Below are 21,557 nucleotides of genomic sequence, written 5' to 3'. Positions count from 1 at the left end.
GCCGCTACGAGCGAAAGGCCGAACACTTCCTGGCCTTCGTCGGCATCGCCGCAGCCCTCATCAGCTACCGCCGACTCACCAAGTGAAACAACGTCTAAGGCCAGACGCCGTAACCGTCTCCGCTTTCGAATGAAAGCCCGGAAATGCAAACGTGCGTACGGGTCTGTGGCAAGCGATGTCAGACCCCACTGCCACCATCCGCTCATGCCCATCAGCCGGGAGTACGCGCGCTCCCTCTTCGCGGACCTGACGCAGAGCGCTACGGTGCCGCTGGACCCTGGCGAGCTCCTCATGCCTGGCCTGCGACTGCACGGTCACGTCTTCTTCGGTGACATAGCTCTGCGCTGCTACAAGCACAAGGCGCGCTGGACGTATGACGAGCGGGACATCCGCCGCGCCGGCCACGCGTTCGCGGAGCTGCGCCTAGATCCAGGCGACGTCCTCGACGTGCAACTGCCCCCGTTCCGCGACATCCCGGACCGCGACCCGGAGGAGTGGAGCCATCCCGACTGGCGGCGCCAGTTGGTGTCGTGGATGTTCAACCAAGCCCGCCACAAAGCCCAGGACAGGCGCCCCTACGAAGAGTGGAACGACGCCTGGAAGGTGATCGGAGCCAACGGATTGCCGGGCGATCTGTCGTGGGAGGAGCTCATCGCGGCCAGCAGCCGGCACCGGCACTCGCCTCGATTCCCTCCAGCTGTGGATCCGGAATACGAATCGGCTCCAACTCTCCACCATTGGCAGGCTTTGCGGATTCGGGCATTGAGAAGTTCGGCCTCCTACGAGACGTCGCAGAACATCGCCAGCACCCGGCCACTGCAGCTGCTGACCTGGTCCGGGGAGACCTGGCTCCTGCCCCGGGCCTACGTCGAACTGATGGACCGCTGGCAACAGCGGGAGACGGAACTGCTCGGCCGGGCCCGGCTCTGCTCCTGCGGCGCTCAGGGCCCGGTCTGGGGCAGCTGGAGGCGCAACACCAGGGCGGGCTACGTCACCATGTGCCCGCCGTGCTCCGGGGCGTCCTGCCGCCCGTACGCCGGCCACATGCGCGGCGTGCTGTACGAGTCGCCGCGTCGGCGCAACACCCGGGCCGCCGACTACCTGTGCCGGCTGTGCAAGGAGAGCCCGGCGGAATGAGGGAAGTGCGGGGGCGCCCTCGCGCGGCGCCGCCAACGGATTGCACGTTCCTCCGGCGGTATTTCGCCAACGGCTGCGGTGGGAGCTGGTCGCCCTGGCGACGGGCAAGGACGCGGCTCAGGCGGTGAGAACCACGTCGTCCTGCGCGAGGGTTGCGCGGATCGTCTCGGTGAGCCGGTCGGCCGCGATCGACGCGTAGTGCTCGGTCTCTCCCCGCTCGACCATCGCCTCGAAGCCGCCACCGGGCACGACATCGACACCCTGTGGGGAGATATCGGCTTTTGCGTCGCGAAGCAGTGTGACCAGCCAGTCCATACAACCTCCTCGTCCGGGCGCAGCGGTTACAGCCTGCCGTGTCACCCGCCCGCCCGGGCCGCCACCACCGCTGGGCCTTTTCCGGCCGCGAGCAGCGGTCCCCGACACCCTGGGCGACGTGGTCATGATGAGGGCGTGGCTGTACGCCCTGGCTTCCGGCCGGTTCCTGCCCTCCCGATCCCGTCACTGGCGGCAGCCGCAAGACTACGACTACGTCTGCGGCGGCCCGGTCAACGCCGAGGACTGGGGTTACCGACCGTCGGCGGACACAACTGAGGCACCTCACCCGGCCGTCGGCGCTGCCCCTGAGCGCCGCGACGACAAACCGGCTGCCGACTGGTAGGCCGTGGTGTGCCGGTGATGCTGGGTCACCGTTCAGCGAACGCTGCGCCTCGCCCGGCCCTGGCCGACAAGCGGAGTATCAAGCGCTCAGGTCAAGCATCGTCGGCCGTGTCTCGGCGTCCGGCCACCACCGCATCTGGCTTCCGGCTGGTCTCTTCGTCGCTGGGGATGCCGACCAGATCCTCCACATCGAACATGCGGGCGATCGGCACGTCCGTGGAGCTGTGCGCGATGATCGAGAACGCGATGCACACCGCGATCAGCGTGTAGGCCTCCTCGGCCTGCGGAATGCCGGACTGCAGCACCAACAGGCCATAGACCACCGAGGCGAAGCCCTTCGGTCCGAACCAGGCGGCGGTCAGCTTCTCCCGGCGGTTGAAGTGCGTGCCGATCAGGGAGATCAGCATGGATGCGGGCCGGATCAGCACGATCGCCAGCACCACCGCTGCATACCCGCCCAGAGAGAGGTCCCCGAACAGTTGCGGTGTCAGCAGCGCGCCGAAGACCAGCAGCGCGGCGAACTTCGCCAGTTCCGCCAGTGCCTCGCCCAGCGGCTCGAAGGCTTCCTTCGCCTCCGGAGACACCGCGACCAGTACCGCGCCGGCGGAGAAGGCGGCCAGGTAGGGGTTGGCGTGCGTGAGGTGACAGGTTGCGTACAGGATGATTCCGGTGGCCAGCGGCAGCAGGGGCTGCAGCTTCGGTTCCGCGCCCAGCAGCCGGAAGCGGACGAGGCCGTTGACGAGGAGGGGAAGCAGGACGCCGAAGAGGAGGCCGAGCAGAAGCTCCAGGGCGATCTTCCCCAGCGACGCTTCCGCGGTGCCAGCCGTCGGGCCCGCCGCCGCGATCAGAATGAGGACGATCGGCAGGGCGAGACCGTCGTTGATGCCGCTCTCCACGTTTAGCAACTCACGCAGTTTGGCGGGCACTTCCTTGCGGCCCACGATCGCCGAGGCGAACACGGGATCAGTCGGTGCCAGGACCGCGCCGACCAGGAACGACGTCGTCCAGTCCAGACCGACCAGAAAGTGCGTGACGAGCGCCATGAACACGAAGGCCAGCGGCATGCCCAGCCCCAGAGCGCGGGCGGGGTTGCGCCAGTTGGCGCGCAGTTTGGAGAACGAGACGTGCTGACCGTCCGTGAACAGCACCGCGAACAGCGCCAGGTCCGCCGTCGTGGCCACGATCTCACTGTCCGGCGTGATGTGGATCAAGCCCAGGAACCCGTCACTGACCAGGGCTCCGCCGACCAGGAAGAGAAAAGAGGTGGACAGCACCGTGCGGGCGGCGAGCCCGGACAGCAGTACCGCGATCAGCAGTGCCACACCGAAGACAGCGACAAGTACCACGGACAACCCCGATCAGCGACAGAGCACTTCCCTGAATCGCCGACCAGGCTTCCCGGCACACCGCCCATGACCCTACACATTCCTGACGCACCATTGACAGGGGGCCCTGACGGCAGCCATAGCCGGGGAATCCTGCCGGGACGCGGAAGCGTACCGCCTGCGGCTTCCGCGGCAAGCAACCAACTCCGGTTCGTGGAGAGGTGATCGTGGAAGCGGTACGGTCGATCGCAGTTGGGTGAGGTGAGTGGTCCCGCCTCGCTGATATCCACAGGATGTGCACAAGGCGGGCGCTGGGTATGGACGAGTACTGGCAGCAGTTCCTCCGGGACAGCGAACGGGCCATCGGTGAATCCGCTCCCAAGGAGCCGTCCGCACAGGAACGGATGGACCGGGCCGAGCGGCTTCGAGCAGGCGACCGTGATGCCTCTCAGCGGCAGGCCGGGCAGGGACAGATCGAGGCTGTCGGCGAGTTGTACGACCCGGAGGACCCGTGGCGGGGGCCGGCGTGGCAGGACATGGATGCCCGAGCCAGACGCCAGCTCATCGGCCGAGTCCTCGGGCTGGCTACGGCGATCGCCGTGGTCCTGGGAGCGATGTCCCAGCTCTCCGGGGGCTCCGGCAGCGGTGTCAACAAGCCCGGGGATATGCTCTCCACGCAGTCGGACGATGTCCTGGACCAAGTCCCCACGGGGCCTGCCGCCCCGGCCCCGGCACGACCCGCATCACCGCTCGTCACCAAGCGGTAGAGCGCTTATGCGACGGTGCAGCCGGCAGAGGCACGGGCCCGTGCTCACCAAGGCGCAAGGTGTGCACGGGAGCGTTCGAGGAGCCGGGCAGCCGGGGGCAGACGGTGGGGTCTTCACCGACTCCTGGTCTTCGTCGCCGTCCGTGGTCTCACCGGTGTTGCGGGCGCGGACGAACTCCAGCAAGGAGTTGAGCTCGCGCATGACGACCGGTGTGAGGAGGTACAGGCCGATGATGTTGATGACGGCGAGGATGAAGAGCACCGCGTCGGCCATGTCGATCAGGATGTGCACCAGGGCATGACCGTCTCGAAGGCGTCGGAGGCGATCGTGACGCCGCCGATGGAGGGGTCCTCGCGGGCCGCAGCCCAGCTGGCCGGGTTGGCGATGACGATGGTCAGCGCGCGCGTCGTGCAGATGACGACCGTGTCGATGCACGGCTCCAGCAGAGCGACCAGGCCCTCGCTGGCCGCGTGCCTGGTCTTCACGGCAGAGTGGGCGATCGGCGCGGAGCCCAGACCTGCCTCGTTGGAGAACACGGCCCGCTTGAGGCCGATGATCAGTGCGCCGAGCACACCGTCCACGACACCCTCCGGATTGAAGGCGACCTCGATGGTCGTGCCGATGGCGGCCGGGACCTGGCTGACGTGCACCAGGACGACGACCAGGCAGGCAGCGATGTACCGCCGGCCATGGCGGGCACGAGCCTGCTGGTGACGTTGGCGATGGAGCGGATGCCGCCGAGGAGCAGGATGTCTGCCCGGCCCTCCGGGCGGTAACTTGGAGGAGAAGGCCCCAGAAGGAGGGCGATGCGATGCCGTGGTTCGTATGGCTGCTCGCCGCCGCGGCACTGGGTGCCGCGGAGTTCTTCACCCTGACCCTGGTCTTCGGGTTGCTGGCCGGTGCCGCGCTGGTTGCCGCCGTGGTCGCCGGTGTAGGCGTCGGCCTTCTTGGCCAACTACTGGCGCTGGGCGCGGCGGCGGCAGCGGGCCTCGTCCTCGTTCGTCCCATCGCGTTGCGGCATATGGAGCAGCAACCTCTCACACACGAGGGCAGCGACGCGCTGATCGGCAAGCGGGCCGAGGTCATGCAGGAGGTCACCGCGACCCATGGCCTGGTCAGATTGTCCGGCGAAGAGTGGTCGGCCCGCTCGCTCGACGAGAGCCACGTGATCCCGGTGGGAGCGCTGGTCGACGTCATGGAGATCGAAGGCGCCACGGCCATCGTCTACCCTCGCGAGCTTCTTCCGTGAACGGCTGAATGCACAGCATGGAGGCACTGTGGAACCAGTTGTCGTCCTCGCCTTGGTGGCGGCCATCGTCGTCGTCTTCCTCGTGGCCTCCAGCGTGCGGATCGTCCCGCAGGCGCGCCGCTACAACGTCGAGCGGTTCGGCCGCTACCGCCGGACGCTGCAACCCGGGCTGAACCTGGTAGTGCCGGTGGCGGACCGCATCAACACCAAACTCGACGTGCGCGAGCAGGTCTATTCGTCCGACCCCCGGCCGGTGATCACCGAGGACAACCTCGTGGTCAACATCGACACCGTTCTCTACTACCAGATCACTGACCCACGGGCGGCTGCCTACGAGGTCGCCGACTATCTGCAGGCGATCGATCAGCTCACCGTGACCACGCTCCGGAACGTCATCGGCAGCATGGACCTGGAGGAGACGCTCACCTCGCGCGAGGAGATCAACTCCCGGCTGCGCGCCGTCCTCGACGACGCCACCGGCAAGTGGGGCATCCGGGTCAACCGCGTCGAGATCAAGGCCATCGACCCACCGCACACCATCAAGGAGGCGATGGAGAAGCAGATGCGGGCCGAGCGCGACAAGCGCGCCGCCATCCTGCACGCCGAGGGCGAGCGGCAAGCCAAGATCCTCACCGCGGAAGGCACGAAGCAGAAGGACATCCTCGAGGCGCAGGGCACGCAGCAGGCCATGATCCTTCGGGCGGACGGCGAGGCCAAGGCCGTGGAGCTCGTCTTCCAGGCCGTCCATCGCAACAATGCCGACGCGAAGATCCTGGCCTACAAGTACCTGGAGACGCTCCCGCACCTGGCGAAGAGCGACAACAACACGTTCTGGGTGATCCCGGGGGAGCTGACCGAGGCGATCCGGACCGTCACCACCGCGTTCGGCGACCAGTCGACAGCGCCACCTCAGGAAGCAGCCGCCGCTGGCGCTGACCACACGTCGGCCGAAGGCGGGACCCCAGAACTCGACGCAGGCTGGTCGGTTTCGCTCGCCGCCGCCGCTGCTGACGAGGCCGGGAAACAGGCCGCTGCCGCGGTGAGCGACGCCAAGGCGGAGGCCGAGGCGGCGAAGTCGCCCCAGATGCCGCGCCGGGGGCAGACGTCCGGCGGTTGAGTCCACCTTCGGTCATCGCGCCGATGTCCGGGCGGGCAACCCGCCTGCGTCTGGGGCCCAGGGTAGCGGCGCAGCCTGGCTTCGGCACGCCCTGCCGCATCGCGGCGGCCATGGTGGGCGGATGCAGAACAGCAGTGCCGCCGCCGCGGTGAGCAGGTGACGGCGCGGTGGTGGCCAGGTCATCCGCCACCCGATCCGGTGCGCTGGTAGATGTCGGGGATGCCGTCGGCGTCCTCGTCGAGGTTCTCTTCCTCGTACAGGCGCCGGTAGATAGTGTTCCTGCGGCGCAGGAACAGGGCGGCAAGTAGGGCGGCGGTGAGCGAGGCGATCAGGACGGCGGCCTTGACGTGTTCCCCGACGGCCGTGCCGGGGAAGGCCAGCTCGCCGATGAGCAGGGCGACCGTGAAGCCGATTCCGGCCAGGGTCGCCAGGGCGAGGACATCGGCCCAGGCCAGGTCCGGATTGAGCCGCGCGCGGGTGAAGCGGGCGGCGAGGTAGGTTCCGGCGAAGATGCCCAGGATCTTGCCCGCGACCAGCCCGGCGATCACGCCGAGAGGCTCGGGGGTGGTGAACACCTTGCCCAGTGCGTCGCCGGAGATGCTGACCCCGGCGGCGAACAGTGCGAACAGCGGCACGCACACGCCGGCGGAGAGCGGGTGCAGCAGATGTCCGGTGCGTTCCGCGGGTGATTCCTTTTCGTCCCGGTCGCGGACCGTGCGCAGGATCAGGCCGATGGCGACTCCCGCGACGGTGGCGTGGATGCCGCCGTTGTAGAGCAGTGCCCAGATCGCCACCCCGAGCGGCACGTACCACCACCAGCCCCGTACCCGTCGCCGCTGCAGGACGTAGAAGACGACCAGCCCGGCAAGCGCCCCCGCCAGCGCCCAGTAGTTGAGGTCCGCGGTGAAGAAGAGGGCGATGATCAGGATCGCGCCGAGGTCGTCGACCACCGCGAGCGTCAGCAGGAAGGCCCGCAGGGCGGTCGGCAGGTGGGTGGAGATGACCGCCAGGACGGCCAGGGCGAAGGCGATGTCGGTGGCCATCGGCACGGCCCAGCCGTCCATGCTGCCGCCGCCGGCCATGACCGTGACGGCGTAGAAGGCGGCGGGCACGGCCATGCCGCACACGGCGGCGATGACGGGCAGTGCCGCCGTCGCCGGGGTGCGCAGCGAGCCGACGACCAGTTCCCGCTTCAGCTCGATCCCGGCGACCAGGAAGAAGACGGTCAGCAGTCCGTCGGAGGTCCAGTGGCCGACCGAGAGGTCCAGTCCCAGTGCGGGTATTCCGAAGTGGAAGTCGCGGATCGTGGTGTACGCGCTGCTGAGCGGAGAGTTCGCCCACACCAGTGCGACCACCGCGGCGGCCAGCAGGACGAGGCCGCCCACCGTCTCGGTGCGCAGGGCCCGTGCCACTGCCTGTCGTTCGGGCCAGGAGGGAAGACCGAGGAACGGGGTGCGGGGCGGGGTGGCGGCCAAGGCGGCGAACCTCCGGGGTGTCGGCGAAATGGGCATACGGCCCTACGGACGCCGACCAGACTTCCCGGCACACCCCGCGCCCTTCTTGACGCGTTCTTTACACCCTAACCGCAGCGGGCCCGGCGGCCCACCCCCGTCTCGTCCGCCGCAAACGGGCAGGAAGAGATCTCGTGACGTGTCCGGGCGAGACATCGGTGCGGACGGGGTACACACGTGGCCTGGGAGTGATCGCGTCGGGCAGGAGGTCGCAGTGACGCTGTCGGACGTGGTCTACGTCTGTCTGGGCCTGGGGGCGCTGGGGGCTGCTGTGCTGCCCCGGGTGGTGTCCAGGCGGCCGTTGTCCCTGCCCATGGTCTTCCTTGCCGCGGGGGTTCTGATCGAGTTGCTTCCGGTGGGCGTGCCGGCCGTGGATCCCGTTCGTGATCGCCTGTGGGTCGAGCACACGACCGAGGTGTGTGTGATCGTGTCGCTGATGGGCGCGGGGCTCGCCATCGACCGGCCCTTCGGATGGCGCCGGTGGGCCGGTACGTGGCGGTTGCTGGGTATCACGATGCCGCTGACGGTGGCTGTCGTCGCCCTGCTGGCCTGGGGGCTGCTCGACTGGCCGCCCGCTGCCGCTCTGCTGCTGGGGGCCGTGCTCGCGCCCACGGATCCCGTGCTGGCCGGTGAGGTGCGCGTGGGCGAGCCGCTCGGCACCGAGCACGACGAGGACGAGGTGCGGTTCTCCCTGACCAGCGAGGCCGGGCTGAACGACGGCCTCGCCTTCCCGTTCGTCTACGCGGCCATCGCCCTCGCCGCCGCGGCCGGGACGGGGTGGTCGGCGGAGTGGATCGGTTCGTGGGCGCTGACCGACCTGCTGGGCAAGTGCGCTGTGGGGCTGGCCGTCGGGGGTGGGGTCGGCTGGTTGCTGGGGTGGATGTTCTTCCGGGTGCGCGCCTCCGCGCTGCGGCTGTCCGAGCACATGGAGGGCTTCGTGACGCTGGGTGCCACGTTCCTCTCGTACGGCATCGCCGAGGTGCTCCACGGCTACGGCTTCCTGTCCGTGTTCGTGACCGCCTGCGTCATCCGGGCCGCCGAACGCAGCCACGGCTATCACAAGGTGCTGCACGAGTTCACCGAGCAGATCGAGCGGCTGCTCACGGCCGTCCTACTGTTCCTGCTCGGCGGCTACCTGGTGGCCGGCGCCCTATCCGCCTTGACCCTGATGGGCGCGGTGGTCGCCATCGTCGTGCTTCTGGTCGTACGGCCGCTGACCGGGTGGCTGGCACAGGCACGGACCACCATGGGGAAGAAGGAGCGTGCCGTGGTCGCCGTGTTCGGGATCCGGGGCATCGGCTCGCTGTTCTACCTGTCCTACGCCTTGGGGCAGGACTCCTTCGGCGGGCTGGAACAGGAACTGTGGGCGACCGTAGCCCTCACCGTGGTGATCTCGGTGGTGCTGCACGGGGTCATGGCGAGCCCTGCCATCGGTCATCTGGACCGGCGGCGTGACAGGGCGGAGCTCGGCGGCCGGTCGTAGGCGGCAGGCGTACGGGCCCGTACTCACCAAGGCGCGAGGTGAGCACGGGCCCGTACAGGAGCCGGGCCGCCGGAGGGCGGTCAGACGGTGGTCTTCACCGACTCCTCGTCTTCGTCGTCGCTGATCTCACCGGCCTTGCGGGCGCGGACGAACTCCAGGAAGGAGCCGAGCTCGCGCTTGACGACCGGGGCGAGCAGGTACAGGCCGATGATGTTGAAGACCGACAGCAGGAAGAGCGCGGAGTCGGCCAGGCTGATCAGCGAGTCGAGGGACATCAGGGCGCCCAGGACCACGAACAGGCTCCAGACGACCTTGAAGACGGTCTCGCTGGCCTTGCTCTTGCCGAACAGGTACGACCAGGCCTTGAGGCCGTAGTAGCCCCAGGTCAGGATCGTGGAGAAGGCGAACAGCAGCACCGCGACGGTGAGCACGACCGGGAACCAGGGCAGTACGGTCTCGAAGGCGTCGGAGGTGATGGTGACGCCGCCGATGCTCTCGCCGGCGCGGGCCTCGCCCCAGCTGGCCGGGTTGGCGATGACGATGGTCAGCGCGGTCATGGTGCAGATGACGACCGTGTCGATGAACGGCTCCAGCAGGGCGACCAGGCCCTCGCTCGCCGGGTGCTTGGTCTTGACCGCGGAGTGGGCGATCGGAGCGGAGCCGAGGCCGGCCTCGTTGGAGAACGCGGCGCGCTGGAAACCGATGATCAGGGCACCGAGCACACCGCCGGCGACGCCGTCGGCCTCAAAGGCGCCCCGCAGGATGGTCTGGAAGGCGTCCGGCACGTGCGTGACGTTGCCCAGGATGACGACCAGGCAGGCCACGATGTAGATGCCGGCCATCGCGGGCACGAGACGGCTGGTGACCGAGGCGATGGAGCGGATGCCGCCGAGCAGCACCAGGCCGACCAGTGCGGCGACGACCAGGCCGAAGAGGACGGCACCGGCGGAGGAGGCCAGGAAGCCGTCCTCGCCGCCGAAGGTCGAGGAGACCTGCGCGTAGCTCTGGTTGGTCTGGAACAGGTTGCCGCCGAACAGGCCGAAGAAGAGGACCATGATCGAGGCGAGGACGGCGAGCACCTTGCCGAGCTTGGCGCCGCCGCTGCCGAAGCGCTCTGCGAGGCCCTTGGGGAGGTAGTGCATCGGGCCGCCGGAGACCGTGCCGTCGGCGTGCACCTCGCGGTACTTCACGCCGAGGGTGACCTCGACGAACTTGGTGGCCATGCCGAGCAGGCCGCACAGGATCATCCAGAACGTGGCACCGGGGCCGCCGATGGAGACGGCGACGGCCACACCCGCGATGTTTCCGAGGCCGACCGTGCCGGAGACAGCGGCGGTCAGGGCCTGGAAGTGGTTGACCTCGCCGGCCGACCCCTTCTCGTCGTACTTCCCGCGCACCACGTCGAGCGCGAGTCTGAACTTGCGGACCTGCACGAACCCGAACCAGCCGGTGAAGACGAGACCGGCGACCACGAGCCAGGCGACAATGAGGGGAAGATCCGTTCCGCCTACGGGAACCGCATAGAAGACGATGTCTCCGAGCCACTTGGCTATCGGTTCGAAGAAATCGCTGACGGCTTCGTCGACGTTCTGGGTGACGGAGTCGAGTGACACAGTGGCTACCTCGATGGTGCGAGCCCGGGGCACGGGGAAGTGCCGCCGGTCGATGTGCGGTCTCTGAACGAACGCCGTTGTCCGATCGGCGACGCTGGGTGGGCCGTCCGTGGATGCGGATAGTGATCACCCGGGTCGTGCTGCAGGTGCATGCCGACCGCTCCGCACTGTGGCGTCGAGTGGTGCCACCTGCGGAGTTGCGCAGTTCTACCACACCCTTTACCAAGTCTTTAGTGAGGCAAGTCACATAACTCACAGTCGCAGTCGAAAATGCCAGCGAGCGATATCGGACCGTTATGCGGGGCCGGAGATCCGTTCACCGGACAGCTGATGAACGTGCATACACATTGGCCATGGCGGCGGCGTAAGAGTTCCGTCATCTCTCGCAGGGGTCATGACGCCTTCCCGACCCGTTGAATGGGGAACTGCGAAAGCTCTCAGGAAATGAGGCAGGGCATGGCACGTGTGCGGATGGTGCTGGGCAGGCCGCTGGTCATCGGCGCGCTGACGGCAGTGGTCGTAGGCGTCGGTCTCGGGCTGTACTGGTTCCAGCCGTGGAAGCTGTGGCAGGACGAGACCGTGCAGGAGGCCCTGCCCAGCGCCGTGGCCCCGACGGCGCCCGCGGCCGGAGCGCCCTCCGCGTCGCCTTCCCCGGCTTCCCAGCCCCGGACACTGGCGGGCGGCGCATTGATCAGCCACGAGCACGCCACCTCGGGCAGTGTGAAGCTCGTACGGCTCCCCGACGGCTCCCATGTCGTACGGCTGGAGGACCTCGACACCAGCAACGGCCCGGATCTGCGCGTGTGGCTGACCGACGCGCCGGTGAAGGAGGGGCGGGCCGGCTGGCACGTCTTCAACGACGGCGCGTACGTCAGCCTCGGCAAGCTCAAGGGCAACAAGGGGAGTCAGAACTACGCCGTCCCCGCCGACGTCGACCCGTCCCGGTACACCAGCGTGAGCATCTGGTGCGACCGCTTCGACGTGTCATTCGGCGCCGCCGAACTGGCGCGCACCTGAACTGGTCCGCGGGGGCGTCAGAGGTCCTGTGCAGGCCAGTCGAGCAGCCGTGCTCCGATCACCGCGGTCTGCAGCATGTAGCGGTGGGACGGATCGGCCGGGTTGGCGCCGGTGAGCTTGTGGATGCGTTCCAGCCGGTAGGTCAGGGCCCGCACGCTGAGGGTTCCTCGAAGTCAGCGGACTGGGCTGACGATTCAGCGGGTGTCACGGGCGGTGGCGGGAGCCGATTCGTCGCCAGGGATGCCGGCGATGTCCTCGACCTTGAAGGGACGGGCGATCGGCACACCGGTGGAGCTGTGGGCGACGATCGAGAAGGCGATGCACACGGCGATCAGGGTGAACGCCTCCTGGCCCTGCGGGATCCCGGCCTGGAGCACCAGCAGCCCGTACACCACGGAGTAAGTGCCTGTTTCACATTTTCGACGGCCGCTGGTCTGTCTGAAGTCTGTTTCGGTCTGTTGTGATGGCGATGTCAACGTCGGGGAGCCAGGAGTCTGAGGGGCGTTCGAGCCAACCCTCGGCTGTGCCGAGGGCTTGAGCGGCGTCGATCAGAGCGCTCACTCCCGGGTGGCGCAGGCCACGGCGCCAGACCATGGAGACGGGGGCGAGGGGCACCGGGTCGATCAACGGGCGCAGGGCCATCTCAGGAACGTCGGAAAAGTTGATGTTGGCCAGAACCGACCAGCTGTGCTTGTCCATGACTCGTCTGAATTCAACTTCGCCCTCGATCTTCGGGAAGGGCGGTGCCAGCTTGATGCCGCGGCCCGCGAACAGGGTGCGCGCGTAGTCCGTCCACTCGGTGGTGTCTTCATTGCCTGCGGCGGCGTAGACGGTTTCGCCTGCCAGCGCTGCCAGCGGCACCTGTGGCAAGGCAGTCAGCCGATGGTCAGGAGGCAGGTGGACGGCCAGCTGGTCGTAGCGGATCAGTTGGTGTTCGAGACCGTCGCGGACAGTTGGCGGCAGCCCGGCGATGCGGCCGAATGAGACATCGAGCCGACCGTCCGCTATCTCGGCCGCTGCTCGTGCCAGGCCGCTGTGGAATCGGGGGACGAATTCCAGGTCGGGAGCTGCTTCACGGGCCGCTGCCAGTACTGGAGGACCGGTGGAACCGTGGAGGGCGACATCCACGATCAAGGGGCGAGCATTTCCGGAAACCTGTGTGTGGTCCAGTTCCTCGCTCAGCTGTGCATGGGCGGACAGGACGCGGCGCACGATGGGCAGCAGGCGGTTCCCCTCGGGGGTGAGGGCGACGTGCCGGGTGTCCCGGTCGAACAAGGCTCTGCCCCACGCCTGCTCCAAGCGCCGGATGTCCCGGCTGAGCGCCTGCTGTGCGACGAACAGCCGGGCGGCGGCCCGGGTGAAGTGCAGTTCCTCCGCGACGGCCACGAACGCGCGTAACAGCCTGGGGTTGATGTCATGGCGCACGCCTCCATTCTCATCAACTCGACTTGATTCACAACAGAATTGCCTAAACGCAGGAGAAACTGGTGTTGGACGCCTCAGCACACCGCTGACGAGGCTGGCTCCATGACAGATTGCTATGCGTCCAAGCCGGACCCCCGCCCCCCGCACGGCCTTGCGCTCGCCGTCCTGGGGGAGACCTTCGTCGTTGCTGCATTACCGGAGTTCACCGAGTCTCCGGCAGACGCCCGGCGTCCCCGACGGCCGAGCCGGTTGTGGCGGGCGCTCAGACGCCTGGCATGGTCCCGGCCGAGCAAGACCGTCGAATGATGGGGACGGAGGCGGTGTGGTGAGGCGTCAGGCGGCGGCCGCAACCGGGAGCCTCGCGTCTCGTCGTCGTATCGGGTGACGGGTAAGGCGGCGGGTCATCAACGTGATGGACGCCCACGTGATGAGCGTTTCACTGACCTGCGGCAGCCGTTCGTGGTCCCGGCAGTGCCGACGTGCTCTCATGATCCACGAAAGCGACCTCTCCACCACCCAGCGGCGGGGCAGCACGATGAAGCCGGACGTGTTCGGCGACCGTCGGACCGTCTTGATTGTGACGTCGAGACGGGTCTTCGCCCAGGTCACGAGGGCGCCTTCGTAGGCGGAGCGCTGCCCTGTGCTGCTACAAGCGACTGGTCCGCCTCACCATATAGGACACCATCCAAGGCCTGCGGCCACCGCACGATCTTCATGAGTCACACAACCCCGGATGATCACGCGGTGGCCGCACTCATTCCCAGCCGAGCCCGACACAAGATCGAGACCAGTCTGGAGCACTAGGCGTCAGTGGTTCGCGCCCCGAGCCGTGACTGGCGGCCGAGGAGTTCGGCCAGGCCCTGGCGCGTCGCGGCGAGTACCACGCGGTCTTCGGGCCGTAGGACATAGCCGGGGTGCAGGTCCCATACGAGTCCGCCGGGACGGTCGGCACCGTGGTGCGCCGGTGTGGCGGCGAGGTCCGGCAGCCGCTCGCCCGGTTCGGCGGTGTCCAGCGCCACAACGCGCCACTTACCCGGACGGAACGACTCGGCGATGGTGCGCCCTTCCAACTGCGGGTGCCCGGCGACACCGAGGGCGGCGAAGAGCAGGACGCGGCGCTCGACGGGTATGGCCCCGAGGACCTGTCGGCCCATCATGGCCCCGGCGAAGGCGGGAGCCGCGAGGGTGGAGACGCTGCGGCTGCGGGTGAGGGCGCGCGGGTGGGCGGTGCGCAGGGTGCGGTAGACAGCGGTGGCGAAAGCGTCGTCGTACAGACGCAGGGCCACCCGCAGGTCCGGTTTGACGGAGCGTGCGTACAGGGCGGATTCGAGGTTGGTGGTGTCGTGGCTGGTGAGGGCCAGCAGGGAGTGCGCCCGGTGGACTTTTGCGGCCTCCATCACGCCCTCCTGGGTGGCATCGCCGAGGACGGTGGGGACGCGCAGTCGGCGGGCCAGTGGGATGCCGCGCGCTTCCGGGTCCTCTTCGACGCACACCACGGGGATGTCGAGCTCCCGCAGACGGGCCAGGACCCGGGTGCCGACCTTGCCGAGGCCGACCAGGACGACGTGGCCGGACAGGCCGCGGGGTGGCCGGCGCAGCGCGGAAGCCGTGCGGAACGTACCCAGCGCCTCCAGGGCAGCCGCGAGCAGGACGGGCATGAGCAGCAGGCCGGCCAGTCCGGCGAGGAGCTGGAGCACCTGACGCGCGGTGGGCTCGTCGAGTGCCGGGTCACCGATCGCGAAGAGGTCGAGAAGAGTGAGGTAGGCGGCGTGCAGCGGGTGGTCGCCGGTGGTCAACCAAGTCGCGATGGCCACCCCCAGGACGCAGCCCAGGAGCCCGGCCAGTGACCAGCGCAGCCGGCGCGAGAACAGGGAGCCGAGCGGCAGTCCGCGCCCTGCCAGCCGTCGCGGTGCGGAACCGGAAGCTGTGTGCGTGACCGTTTCGAGGACCACCGTGCCGCGCCCGGTGGCGCCCGCGACCGTGTCGTCGTCCGGGAGCAGAATCGGTGCCTCCCGGCCGCTGGCGTCCGAACCTTCTGCTCCGGCCGGGTCGTTGGTGGTCGACGACAGCAGGGCCAGGGTGCACAGGCCTGGATCGGCGACCCGGCCATGGCCGGGTGGAGTGCGTTCCACGGCGCGCAGCAGCAGGCCGTCGGCCTGGACGACCTTGCTGGTGCCCGCGACGGCGGTGGCCGCGAGTGCGGGTGCCGCGGTGTCGGCGTCCGACAGGACGGTGGTGGAGGTGTCCAGGGCCTCGGGGTCCAGGCCGGGGACGGCGAGGGTGGCGGCCTGGTCGAGGAGTTCTTCCAGGTGCTGTCCGAGCTTGCGGTTGTAGAGCCGGATGACCAGGCGCAGCCGGGGGTTGAGACGGCGGGCGGCCAGCGCGGCGTGGATGTTGGTCTCGTCGTCGTCATGCACGAGGGCCAGCGCGGCGGCCTCACGCACGCCCAGCTCAGCCAGGGCGGCTTCGTCGAGGACGGCGGTCTCGACGATGCGGGCTGTGCCGGTCGCGCCCGAATCGGCCGAGTCCTCCGTGCGGTTCATGGCGGCCTGTATCCGGCCGAGCAGCGCGGCGGCGCGCGCCCTTCCGCCGGTGGCGCCGGGCCGCTGCGAGGGCGGTACGACCAGAGTGACCCGCTCCCGGTAGACCGTGGCGAGCTCGGCGGCCAGCCGCTCGGCGAGCGCGGCGTCGCCGCACACGATCATGTGGCCCGGACGCGGCACACCAGGCATGGGCTGAGGCAGTGTGATCATGCCGTACGGCACCCCCGGCTCAGGCGGAGGAGGAGCCGCGCAGGGGCGCGTACCGCACTGAGGACGACTCTGAAGACCGTCATGAGCACCACGTCGGGACCCCCGTTCGGCGAAGCTTCTCCGCCTTCTTCCGTCAAGATCGCCGACCAGACTTCCCGGCACACCGCTGGGAACGGTACAGGTTCCTGACGCGGCGTCACAGAGCATCGGCACGGCTTCGCCCGCCGACCGTCCGACTGTTCGGGGTGCGGCATTAAAGCCGCGTAAAGATTGCCGGAATCAGGCAATGTCTCGCCCGGTGTTCGCGTGTGACGATGCCTGCGACAACGGGGGAAGGGCAAGGAGAGGCGGTGTGCGCGGATGGCCTGGTTTCTCGGGCTCGGCATAGCGGGGGTCGTCCTCCTTGCCCTGTCGTTCGTTCTTGACGGCGTACTCGAAGGACTGCTCGACGGAGTCGCCGTGGTGGACGGCCTGCTCGATGGGCTGCTGTCGCTGCCGGTGATCGCCGGGTTCTTGTCCATGTTCGGTTTCTCCGGGGCGATCGTCATGGGGGCAACCGGGCTGGGCCCGGTTGGGGCGACGGTGATCGGGGTGCCGGCCGGTGTCCTCACCGGCTGGTTCGCCTACCGCCTGAGCCGGGCTCTGATTCGTGACTCCTCAGGCGCCGCTCCGCGTGACGCCGACTTGATCGGCGCGTCCGGCTCGGTGGTGACCGCGATCCCCGCCGAGGGCTACGGCGAGGTGCTGGTGCACGTGGCCGGGCAGCCGAGGAAGTTCGCAGCCAAGAGTTCGGTTGCCGTGACCCGCGGAGTTGACGTCTGGGTCGAGCAGGCGCTGTCGCAGTCGGCGGTGTCCGTACGTCCCGTCGAACGCTGACCCGGCGAAACGGTCCTCCTTTCCGGTACCCGGCCGAGGTGCCGTTCTCATCCACACATCCTTTACCGAATGCCGTCCTCTGGGAGGGCTGAGGGGACATCACCATGAGTTCTGTTGCCATCGCGGTGGGAGGAGTCTTCGTACTCCTCGTGCTGCTCGCGCTGGTCGTCGTCAGCCGGTACAAGGTCGCTGGCCCCAGCGAGGCGTTCATCGTCACCGGGCGGCGCGGCAAGAAGGCCACCGACCCGGAGACCGGGCGGGTCTTCACCGACAACAGCGGACAGAAGGTCGTGGTCGGCGGTGGCGTGTTCGTCGTGCCGTTCGTGCAGCAGAGGTTCACCCTCGACCTGTCCTCGCGGCACATTCCCGTCGCGGTGCGCGGCGCGGTCACGCTGCGCGGGGTGAAGGCCAACCTGGAGGGCGTCGCCATCGTCAAGGTCGGCGGTGGCGAGGACGCCATCCGCGCCGCCGCCCAGCGGTTCCTGATGCAGCAGGACGGCATCGTCGGCTTCACTCAGGAGGTGCTCTCCGGCGCGCTGCGCGCCATTGTGGGCCGGATGTCGGTGGAGGACATCATCCGCGACCGGGCCGCGTTCGCCGGACAGGTGGCGGAAGAGGCGGAGGCAAGCCTGTCCGGGCAGGGGCTGGTGCTGGACGCGTTCCAGATCCAGGACATCACCACCGAGGGCTCCTATCTGGAGGACCTCGGCCGGCCCGAGGCCGCCCGCGCGAAGCAGGAGGCCGACATCGCCGAGGCGGTCGCCAGGCGCGCGGCCGAGCAGGCGCGGCTGAAGGCCGAGGAGGAGATCGCGATCGCCCAGCGGACCTTCTACCTCAAGCAGGCCGAGATCAAGGCCGAGACGGACGAGGCCGCGGCCCGGGCTGCGGCCGCCGGCCCGCTGGCGGAGGCTGCCCGGCAGCAGGAGATCCTCGTCCAGCAGGAGAAGGTCGCCGAGCGGCAGGCCGAACTGACCGACCGTCAGCTCGACACTCAGGTCCGCAAGCCCGCCGACGCCCAGCGCTACGCCGCCGAGCAGGAGGCGGAGGCCAAGCGCGTGGCCCGCGTGAAGCAGGCCGAGGCGGACAAGGCGGCCGGCATCGCCGCCGCGCAGGCGGAGGCCGAGCGGTCCCGGCTCACGGGTGAGGGCGAGAAGCAGCAGCGCAGCGCGCTGGCCGAGGCGCACGCGATCGAGGGCCTCAAGCAGGGCGAGGCCGAGCGGTCCCGGCGTGCGGCGATCGCCGAGGCGGTGCGGCTGGAGGGCGAGGCCGAAGCGGCGGCGATCGGCGCGAAGGGTGAGGCCGAGGCCGAGGCGATGCGGAAGAAGGCCGACGCCTTCTCCCAGTACGGCGACGCGGCCGTGCTGCAGATGCTCGTCGAGGTGCTGCCGCAGGTGGTCGCGAAGGCGTCCGAGCCGCTCAGCGCGGTGGACAAGATGACGGTCATCTCCACCGACGGCGCGAGCCAGCTCTCTCGCACCGTCGCCGACAACGTGGCCCAGGGCGTCGAACTTCTCAGCTCGACCACGGGAGTCGACCTCGCCGAGCTGCTGAAGAGCATCACTCAGCGCAATGGCGACGTCCAGCCCTCGACCGCGCCGTCCACCGCCGAGGCCAACGGAAAGATCCAGATCGGCTGAGAGCAGGCAACCGGCACAAGGGCCCGCGCGGCAACGAGCCGCCGGGCCCCGCCCTTGGGCCATTGCGGCAGACGGCGCTGCCGGTCCATTCAGCGGCTACCGGCTCCTCCTGCGGTTCTGCACCGAAGCCCTCCCGAGCACGCCCAGCGCAACACCTCCGAACCAGGAGACGTAGTGAAGAGACGGCGCCCGTATGCCTGACACGCACCCCCGCACGCACATGACGACCGCTCTCGCCCTCCGCGCGACCGCGCGCGCGGTCGTCGGCCACCGTCGGCGGGCCTGGTGCTGGCTCGGTACCGGGATCACGGCCGTCGTCGTCGGGCTGGCCGTCGGTCCGGGCGCGGACGAGGCCAGCATCGGCTGGCTCCGCGCACTCGCCGTGTTCTGTGTCGGATGCGGTCCCGTCGCCGGCGCCGTCGGGGTGGCCGCGCTCGTGAACTCCCGCCGTATCCGGCGTGCCGTGGCCGCCCATGCATGGATGGCCTGCAGTGCGGTCGCCATCCCGCCGAGCCAGGGGCCACCACGGGTGGTGCTGCGCCATCCGGCGGATGGAACTCTGATTCCGCTGTCCGCGCGCACCGTGGCGCCGCGCTACCACCTGGCCAACCCCGAACCCCGGGGGGTGCTGTGGTGGGCCGGAGACCCACGAACCGGTGGGGTCATCGCGCCACCGGGCGGGAAGCATCTGGTCCGGGTGCGCCCCACGCGATCCGACCACGTGCGTCGCCGCGACGTGGAAGCCGCCGTCCGGCACGGGCTGCTGGCCAGACCGGCACCACCCCAGCCGCACCTCACCGTGCTCGAGTCGGCAGATCAGGCCCATGAGTTGGACCTGTCATACGCGGAACTGGCCGAAGCAGCCCGACGTTTCAGCCGTCCCGGCACGGACGGACATCTTGCGCGCAACGGGCCCGATGTCCGGGCCGTGCCCTGGTGGCGGGTGCGCGTGCTGCTGGAGATCTCGAAGGTACGGCCTGCTGCGGTCAGCGCGGCGTTCGCCGCGGTGATGCTGCTGCTGTGGTGGCTCTGGGCGAGGGACCTCCAGAACTACATCCCGTTGCTCGCCGGAATCCTGTCCGCGGGCTACGCGCTTCGGTTCGGGCTGCTGGCGCTGCGGGCGGTGCCTGTGGTGAAGGCGTTGCACCGCGCTGCCCGAGCGCCCGCTCCCGTGCCCAAGCGCTACGTCCTTCTGCCGGGCTTCGACGACGGGCTGGTCCTCGTCCTGTTTCCCGCTCACGGCGGCCCCGAGGACATGCCGGAAGCCTCCCTGGAGGTCAACCCGCCCGGCGATCCTAAACACCCCTGGCAGGGCATGCCGCCGCCGGTCGGCACCCTGGAGCTGCGCGGCTGGTGGGACAGTGCGCCCACTGTCGTGCCCTGGATCGGCGGCCGTCCGCTGTGGCCGCGGTATCCGTACGAGCGTGTGAACCTCGACGACCATCGGGAGCGCGACTACTTCGCTGCCCTGCTGGGCCGGGGTCAGCCATGACGTGCGGGCGGCACTGGGTGAGGTGCGAAGGGGGTTCGGTCGGACGTCTGTCACTCTGGTCTGCTGTGCGTGGGAAACGCCGGCGGAGCAACAACATCGAGGAGGTCGCGTGACGCGGTCAGCCATACCCGACGAGTACCTGGAGGGTTATGCCGGGATCCTGGCCGACGTCTGTGCCACGGGCCGCCGCCTCACCCGGAACGAGCTGGAGTCCCTGCGTGCCCGGGGAGAACGCGCCGCGGAGGCGGGCCTGGGACTGCGTCTTCTGGTCCGCCGGCATCTCTCCGCGGCCCGCGAGCTCTCGCCCGCCCTGTCACCCGCCGGGGCCGACCGTGTGCTCGCCGCCGTGGAGCAGGCGGTGGACGCCTTCGCCGAAGGATACGAACGGTCCCAGAAACTCGCGGTGAGGCAGGAAGAGGCCGCACGGCGGGAGTTCATCGACGACCTGCTCTACGGCCGAAGTGACCTGGGCCGCCTGGCCGAACGGGCGGAACGCTTCGGCCTGCTCCTCTCCCGCGCCCACGCGGTCGCCGTCGCCCAGGGCGCCACGCCGGTCGACGACACGCACCCGGCGACCCGGCAGGTGGAGAGCGCCCTGGTCGCCCGGTTCGGAGAGCGCCGCATCCTGCTCACGACCAAGGACGGCCGCCTGGTCTGCATCGCGCCCGGCGACCAGGACGACGTGCTCGCGTTCTTCGCCAAGCAGGCGCACGCGGCCACCGACGGCGGCCGGGCCGCCCTCGGCCGGGCCCACGCTGGCGCCGGCGGGGTCGTCCACTCCTACGAGGAGGCCCTCAACGCCCTCGACCTGGCGGACCGCCTGGAACTCGAGGAGCCGGTGCTCCGCTCCGCCGACCTGCTCGTCTACCCCGTCCTCACCCGCGACCGGCAGGCCATGGCCGACCTCGTACACAACGCCCTCGGCCCGCTCCAGGCCGCACGCGGTGGCGCCCAGCCCCTCCTCGACACCCTCACCGCGTACTTCGACTCCGGATGCATCGCGGCCGAGGCGGCCCGCCGCCTGCGCCTGAGCGTGCGGGCCCTGACCTACCGCCTGGAACGTATCCACAAGCTCACCGGCACCAACCCGGCCGACCCCGTTCACCGCTACACCCTGCAGACCGCCGTCATCGGCGCCCGGTTGCTGGGCTGGCCCGGCAACGAGGTCTGACCTGGGTGACCGTCTCGGGCCGGACCCGACGGTGTCCGCGCGCCACGTCCCGACGGCACGCCGATCGCTCCCGGGTCGGCTCAGCCGCGTACCCACGCGTGGCGTCCGCCCCGCCGGCTCAAGCCGTCCGACAACGAACCAGGCCACCCCGGAAAACACCGCCAACAGCCCGACGACCCACAGCGGGGCCGTCTACGCGCGGCTGTCAGGTTTAGCCCAATCTCGCTTAGACGTCGTTTCTGATGGCGTGATCGCTCGTTGTGCCGTGCATGACGGATCTGCTGGAGCGGTTGGTGCCGGACGAGTTGTGGACACTGTTCCGGCGGG

16 protein-coding genes and 4 pseudogenes are annotated in these 21,557 nt (G+C 69.3%); 10 read left to right on the top strand and 10 right to left on the bottom strand.

Features of this window, described 5'->3' with window-relative positions; genetic code table 11:
- Nucleotides 1–204: 204 nt before the first annotated feature.
- Complete coding sequence (locus IO24_RS46975) at nt 205–1,137, top strand: hypothetical protein (protein ID WP_234335401.1); 933 nt, start codon at nt 205–207, stop codon at nt 1,135–1,137.
- Between the two features lie 117 nt (nt 1,138–1,254).
- On the opposite strand, the gene IO24_RS46970 is transcribed toward IO24_RS46975, so the two are convergent.
- Nucleotides 1,255–1,452: a hypothetical protein gene (locus IO24_RS46970; RefSeq protein ID WP_031144491.1), complete on the bottom strand. Its 198-nt coding sequence runs from the start codon at nt 1,450–1,452 to the stop codon at nt 1,255–1,257.
- A 434-nt stretch (nt 1,453–1,886) separates the two neighbouring features.
- Nucleotides 1,887–3,140: a cation:proton antiporter gene (locus IO24_RS0139095; protein ID WP_045297292.1), complete on the bottom strand. Its 1,254-nt coding sequence runs from the start codon at nt 3,138–3,140 to the stop codon at nt 1,887–1,889.
- Between the two features lie 296 nt (nt 3,141–3,436).
- Between IO24_RS0139095 and IO24_RS0139090 the strand changes: the two genes are divergently transcribed.
- Nucleotides 3,437–3,886 (top strand): hypothetical protein, encoded by a 450-nt coding sequence (locus tag IO24_RS0139090; protein ID WP_051906030.1) that lies wholly within the window; start codon nt 3,437–3,439, stop codon nt 3,884–3,886.
- A gap of 108 nt (nt 3,887–3,994) precedes the next feature.
- Here IO24_RS0139090 and IO24_RS44030 read toward each other — a convergent pair.
- Nucleotides 3,995–4,637 (bottom strand): annotated as a pseudogene (locus IO24_RS44030) (alanine:cation symporter family protein); the annotation flags it as partial.
- Between the two features lie 60 nt (nt 4,638–4,697).
- On the opposite strand from IO24_RS44030, the gene IO24_RS0139080 reads away from it, so the two are divergent.
- Nucleotides 4,698–5,135 carry an NfeD family protein gene (locus IO24_RS0139080; RefSeq protein ID WP_031144495.1) on the top strand — a complete coding sequence of 146 codons (438 nt, stop codon included), beginning with the start codon at nt 4,698–4,700 and terminating at the stop codon, nt 5,133–5,135.
- A gap of 28 nt (nt 5,136–5,163) precedes the next feature.
- Nucleotides 5,164–6,252 carry an SPFH domain-containing protein gene (locus IO24_RS0139075; RefSeq protein WP_031144486.1) on the top strand — a complete coding sequence of 363 codons (1,089 nt, stop codon included), beginning with the start codon at nt 5,164–5,166 and terminating at the stop codon, nt 6,250–6,252.
- A gap of 179 nt (nt 6,253–6,431) precedes the next feature.
- Here the strand turns inward: IO24_RS0139075 and nhaA are convergent, their stop codons facing one another.
- Nucleotides 6,432–7,727 (bottom strand): Na+/H+ antiporter NhaA, encoded by a 1,296-nt coding sequence (gene nhaA, locus IO24_RS0139070; protein WP_031144484.1) that lies wholly within the window; start codon nt 7,725–7,727, stop codon nt 6,432–6,434.
- A gap of 250 nt (nt 7,728–7,977) precedes the next feature.
- Between nhaA and IO24_RS0139065 the strand changes: the two genes are divergently transcribed.
- Nucleotides 7,978–9,246 (top strand): cation:proton antiporter, encoded by a 1,269-nt coding sequence (locus IO24_RS0139065; protein WP_031144482.1) that lies wholly within the window; start codon nt 7,978–7,980, stop codon nt 9,244–9,246.
- Nucleotides 9,247–9,326: 80 nt separating this feature from the next.
- Here the strand turns inward: IO24_RS0139065 and IO24_RS0139060 are convergent, their stop codons facing one another.
- On the bottom strand, nt 9,327–10,859 hold the full coding sequence (locus IO24_RS0139060) for an alanine/glycine:cation symporter family protein (RefSeq protein WP_031144480.1): 1,533 nt from the start codon (nt 10,857–10,859) through the stop codon (nt 9,327–9,329).
- Nucleotides 10,860–11,315: 456 nt separating this feature from the next.
- On the opposite strand from IO24_RS0139060, the gene IO24_RS0139055 reads away from it, so the two are divergent.
- Nucleotides 11,316–11,876, top strand: coding sequence for a DM13 domain-containing protein (locus tag IO24_RS0139055; protein WP_031144478.1), 561 nt, complete (start codon nt 11,316–11,318; stop codon nt 11,874–11,876).
- Nucleotides 11,877–11,893: 17 nt separating this feature from the next.
- Here IO24_RS0139055 and IO24_RS44025 read toward each other — a convergent pair.
- From IO24_RS44025 to IO24_RS0139030, 5 genes and pseudogenes are all read right to left on the bottom strand, one after another.
- Nucleotides 11,894–12,046 (bottom strand): annotated as a pseudogene (locus IO24_RS44025) (helix-turn-helix domain-containing protein); the annotation flags it as partial.
- A 24-nt stretch (nt 12,047–12,070) separates the two neighbouring features.
- Nucleotides 12,071–12,283: pseudogene (locus IO24_RS0139045) on the bottom strand (cation:proton antiporter); the annotation flags it as partial.
- A 4-nt stretch (nt 12,284–12,287) separates the two neighbouring features.
- Nucleotides 12,288–13,301, bottom strand: coding sequence for a LysR family transcriptional regulator (locus tag IO24_RS0139040; RefSeq protein WP_045297287.1), 1,014 nt, complete (start codon nt 13,299–13,301; stop codon nt 12,288–12,290).
- A gap of 384 nt (nt 13,302–13,685) precedes the next feature.
- Nucleotides 13,686–13,931, bottom strand: a pseudogene (locus IO24_RS44020) (IS5-like element IS4811 family transposase); the annotation flags it as partial.
- Between the two features lie 170 nt (nt 13,932–14,101).
- A complete protein-coding gene (locus IO24_RS0139030) occupies nt 14,102–16,054 on the bottom strand; it encodes an NAD(P)-binding protein (protein ID WP_244310232.1) in 1,953 nt (650 codons plus the stop codon).
- A 360-nt stretch (nt 16,055–16,414) separates the two neighbouring features.
- Here IO24_RS0139030 and IO24_RS0139025 point away from each other — a divergent pair, with 360 nt between their 5' ends.
- The 4 genes from IO24_RS0139025 (at nt 16,415) to IO24_RS0139010 (ending at nt 21,230) form a co-directional block, all read left to right on the top strand.
- Nucleotides 16,415–16,930 (top strand): hypothetical protein, encoded by a 516-nt coding sequence (locus tag IO24_RS0139025; RefSeq protein WP_031144470.1) that lies wholly within the window; start codon nt 16,415–16,417, stop codon nt 16,928–16,930.
- A 104-nt stretch (nt 16,931–17,034) separates the two neighbouring features.
- Entirely contained in the window at nt 17,035–18,567 is a 1,533-nt protein-coding gene (locus IO24_RS0139020) for a flotillin family protein (protein WP_031144468.1), read from the top strand.
- 193 nt (nt 18,568–18,760) lie between these two features.
- The gene (locus tag IO24_RS0139015) at nt 18,761–20,059 is read left to right on the top strand and encodes a hypothetical protein (protein WP_031144467.1); all 1,299 of its coding nucleotides are present in this window, start codon (nt 18,761–18,763) and stop codon (nt 20,057–20,059) included.
- Nucleotides 20,060–20,168: 109 nt separating this feature from the next.
- A complete protein-coding gene (locus IO24_RS0139010; RefSeq protein ID WP_031144464.1) occupies nt 20,169–21,230 on the top strand; it encodes a PucR family transcriptional regulator in 1,062 nt (353 codons plus the stop codon).
- Nucleotides 21,231–21,557 lie beyond the last annotated feature (327 nt).

This window comes from Streptomyces flavovariabilis (assembly GCF_000725785.1).
GTDB lineage: Bacteria > Actinomycetota > Actinomycetes > Streptomycetales > Streptomycetaceae > Streptomyces > Streptomyces hawaiiensis.
The sequence above is the reverse complement of the archived record's forward strand: the minus strand, read 5'-3'. Positions and strand labels throughout refer to the sequence as shown.

Bases quoted from the DNA above. Each gene is read 5' to 3' on its own strand.
- IO24_RS46975 (WP_234335401.1), top strand. From the start codon at position 205: ATGCCCATCAGCCGGGAGTACGCGCGCTCCCTCTTCGCGGACCTGACG.
- IO24_RS46970 (WP_031144491.1), bottom strand. From the start codon at position 1,452: ATGGACTGGCTGGTCACACTGCTTCGCGACGCAAAAGCCGATATCTCC.
- IO24_RS0139090 (WP_051906030.1), top strand. From the start codon at position 3,437: ATGGACGAGTACTGGCAGCAGTTCCTCCGGGACAGCGAACGGGCCATC.
- IO24_RS0139080 (WP_031144495.1), top strand. From the start codon at position 4,698: ATGCCGTGGTTCGTATGGCTGCTCGCCGCCGCGGCACTGGGTGCCGCG.
- IO24_RS0139055 (WP_031144478.1), top strand. From the start codon at position 11,316: ATGGCACGTGTGCGGATGGTGCTGGGCAGGCCGCTGGTCATCGGCGCG.
- IO24_RS0139030 (WP_244310232.1), bottom strand. From the start codon at position 16,054: ATGATCACACTGCCTCAGCCCATGCCTGGTGTGCCGCGTCCGGGCCAC.
- IO24_RS0139025 (WP_031144470.1), top strand. From the start codon at position 16,415: ATGGCCTGGTTTCTCGGGCTCGGCATAGCGGGGGTCGTCCTCCTTGCC.
- IO24_RS0139020 (WP_031144468.1), top strand. From the start codon at position 17,035: ATGAGTTCTGTTGCCATCGCGGTGGGAGGAGTCTTCGTACTCCTCGTG.
- IO24_RS0139015 (WP_031144467.1), top strand. From the start codon at position 18,761: ATGCCTGACACGCACCCCCGCACGCACATGACGACCGCTCTCGCCCTC.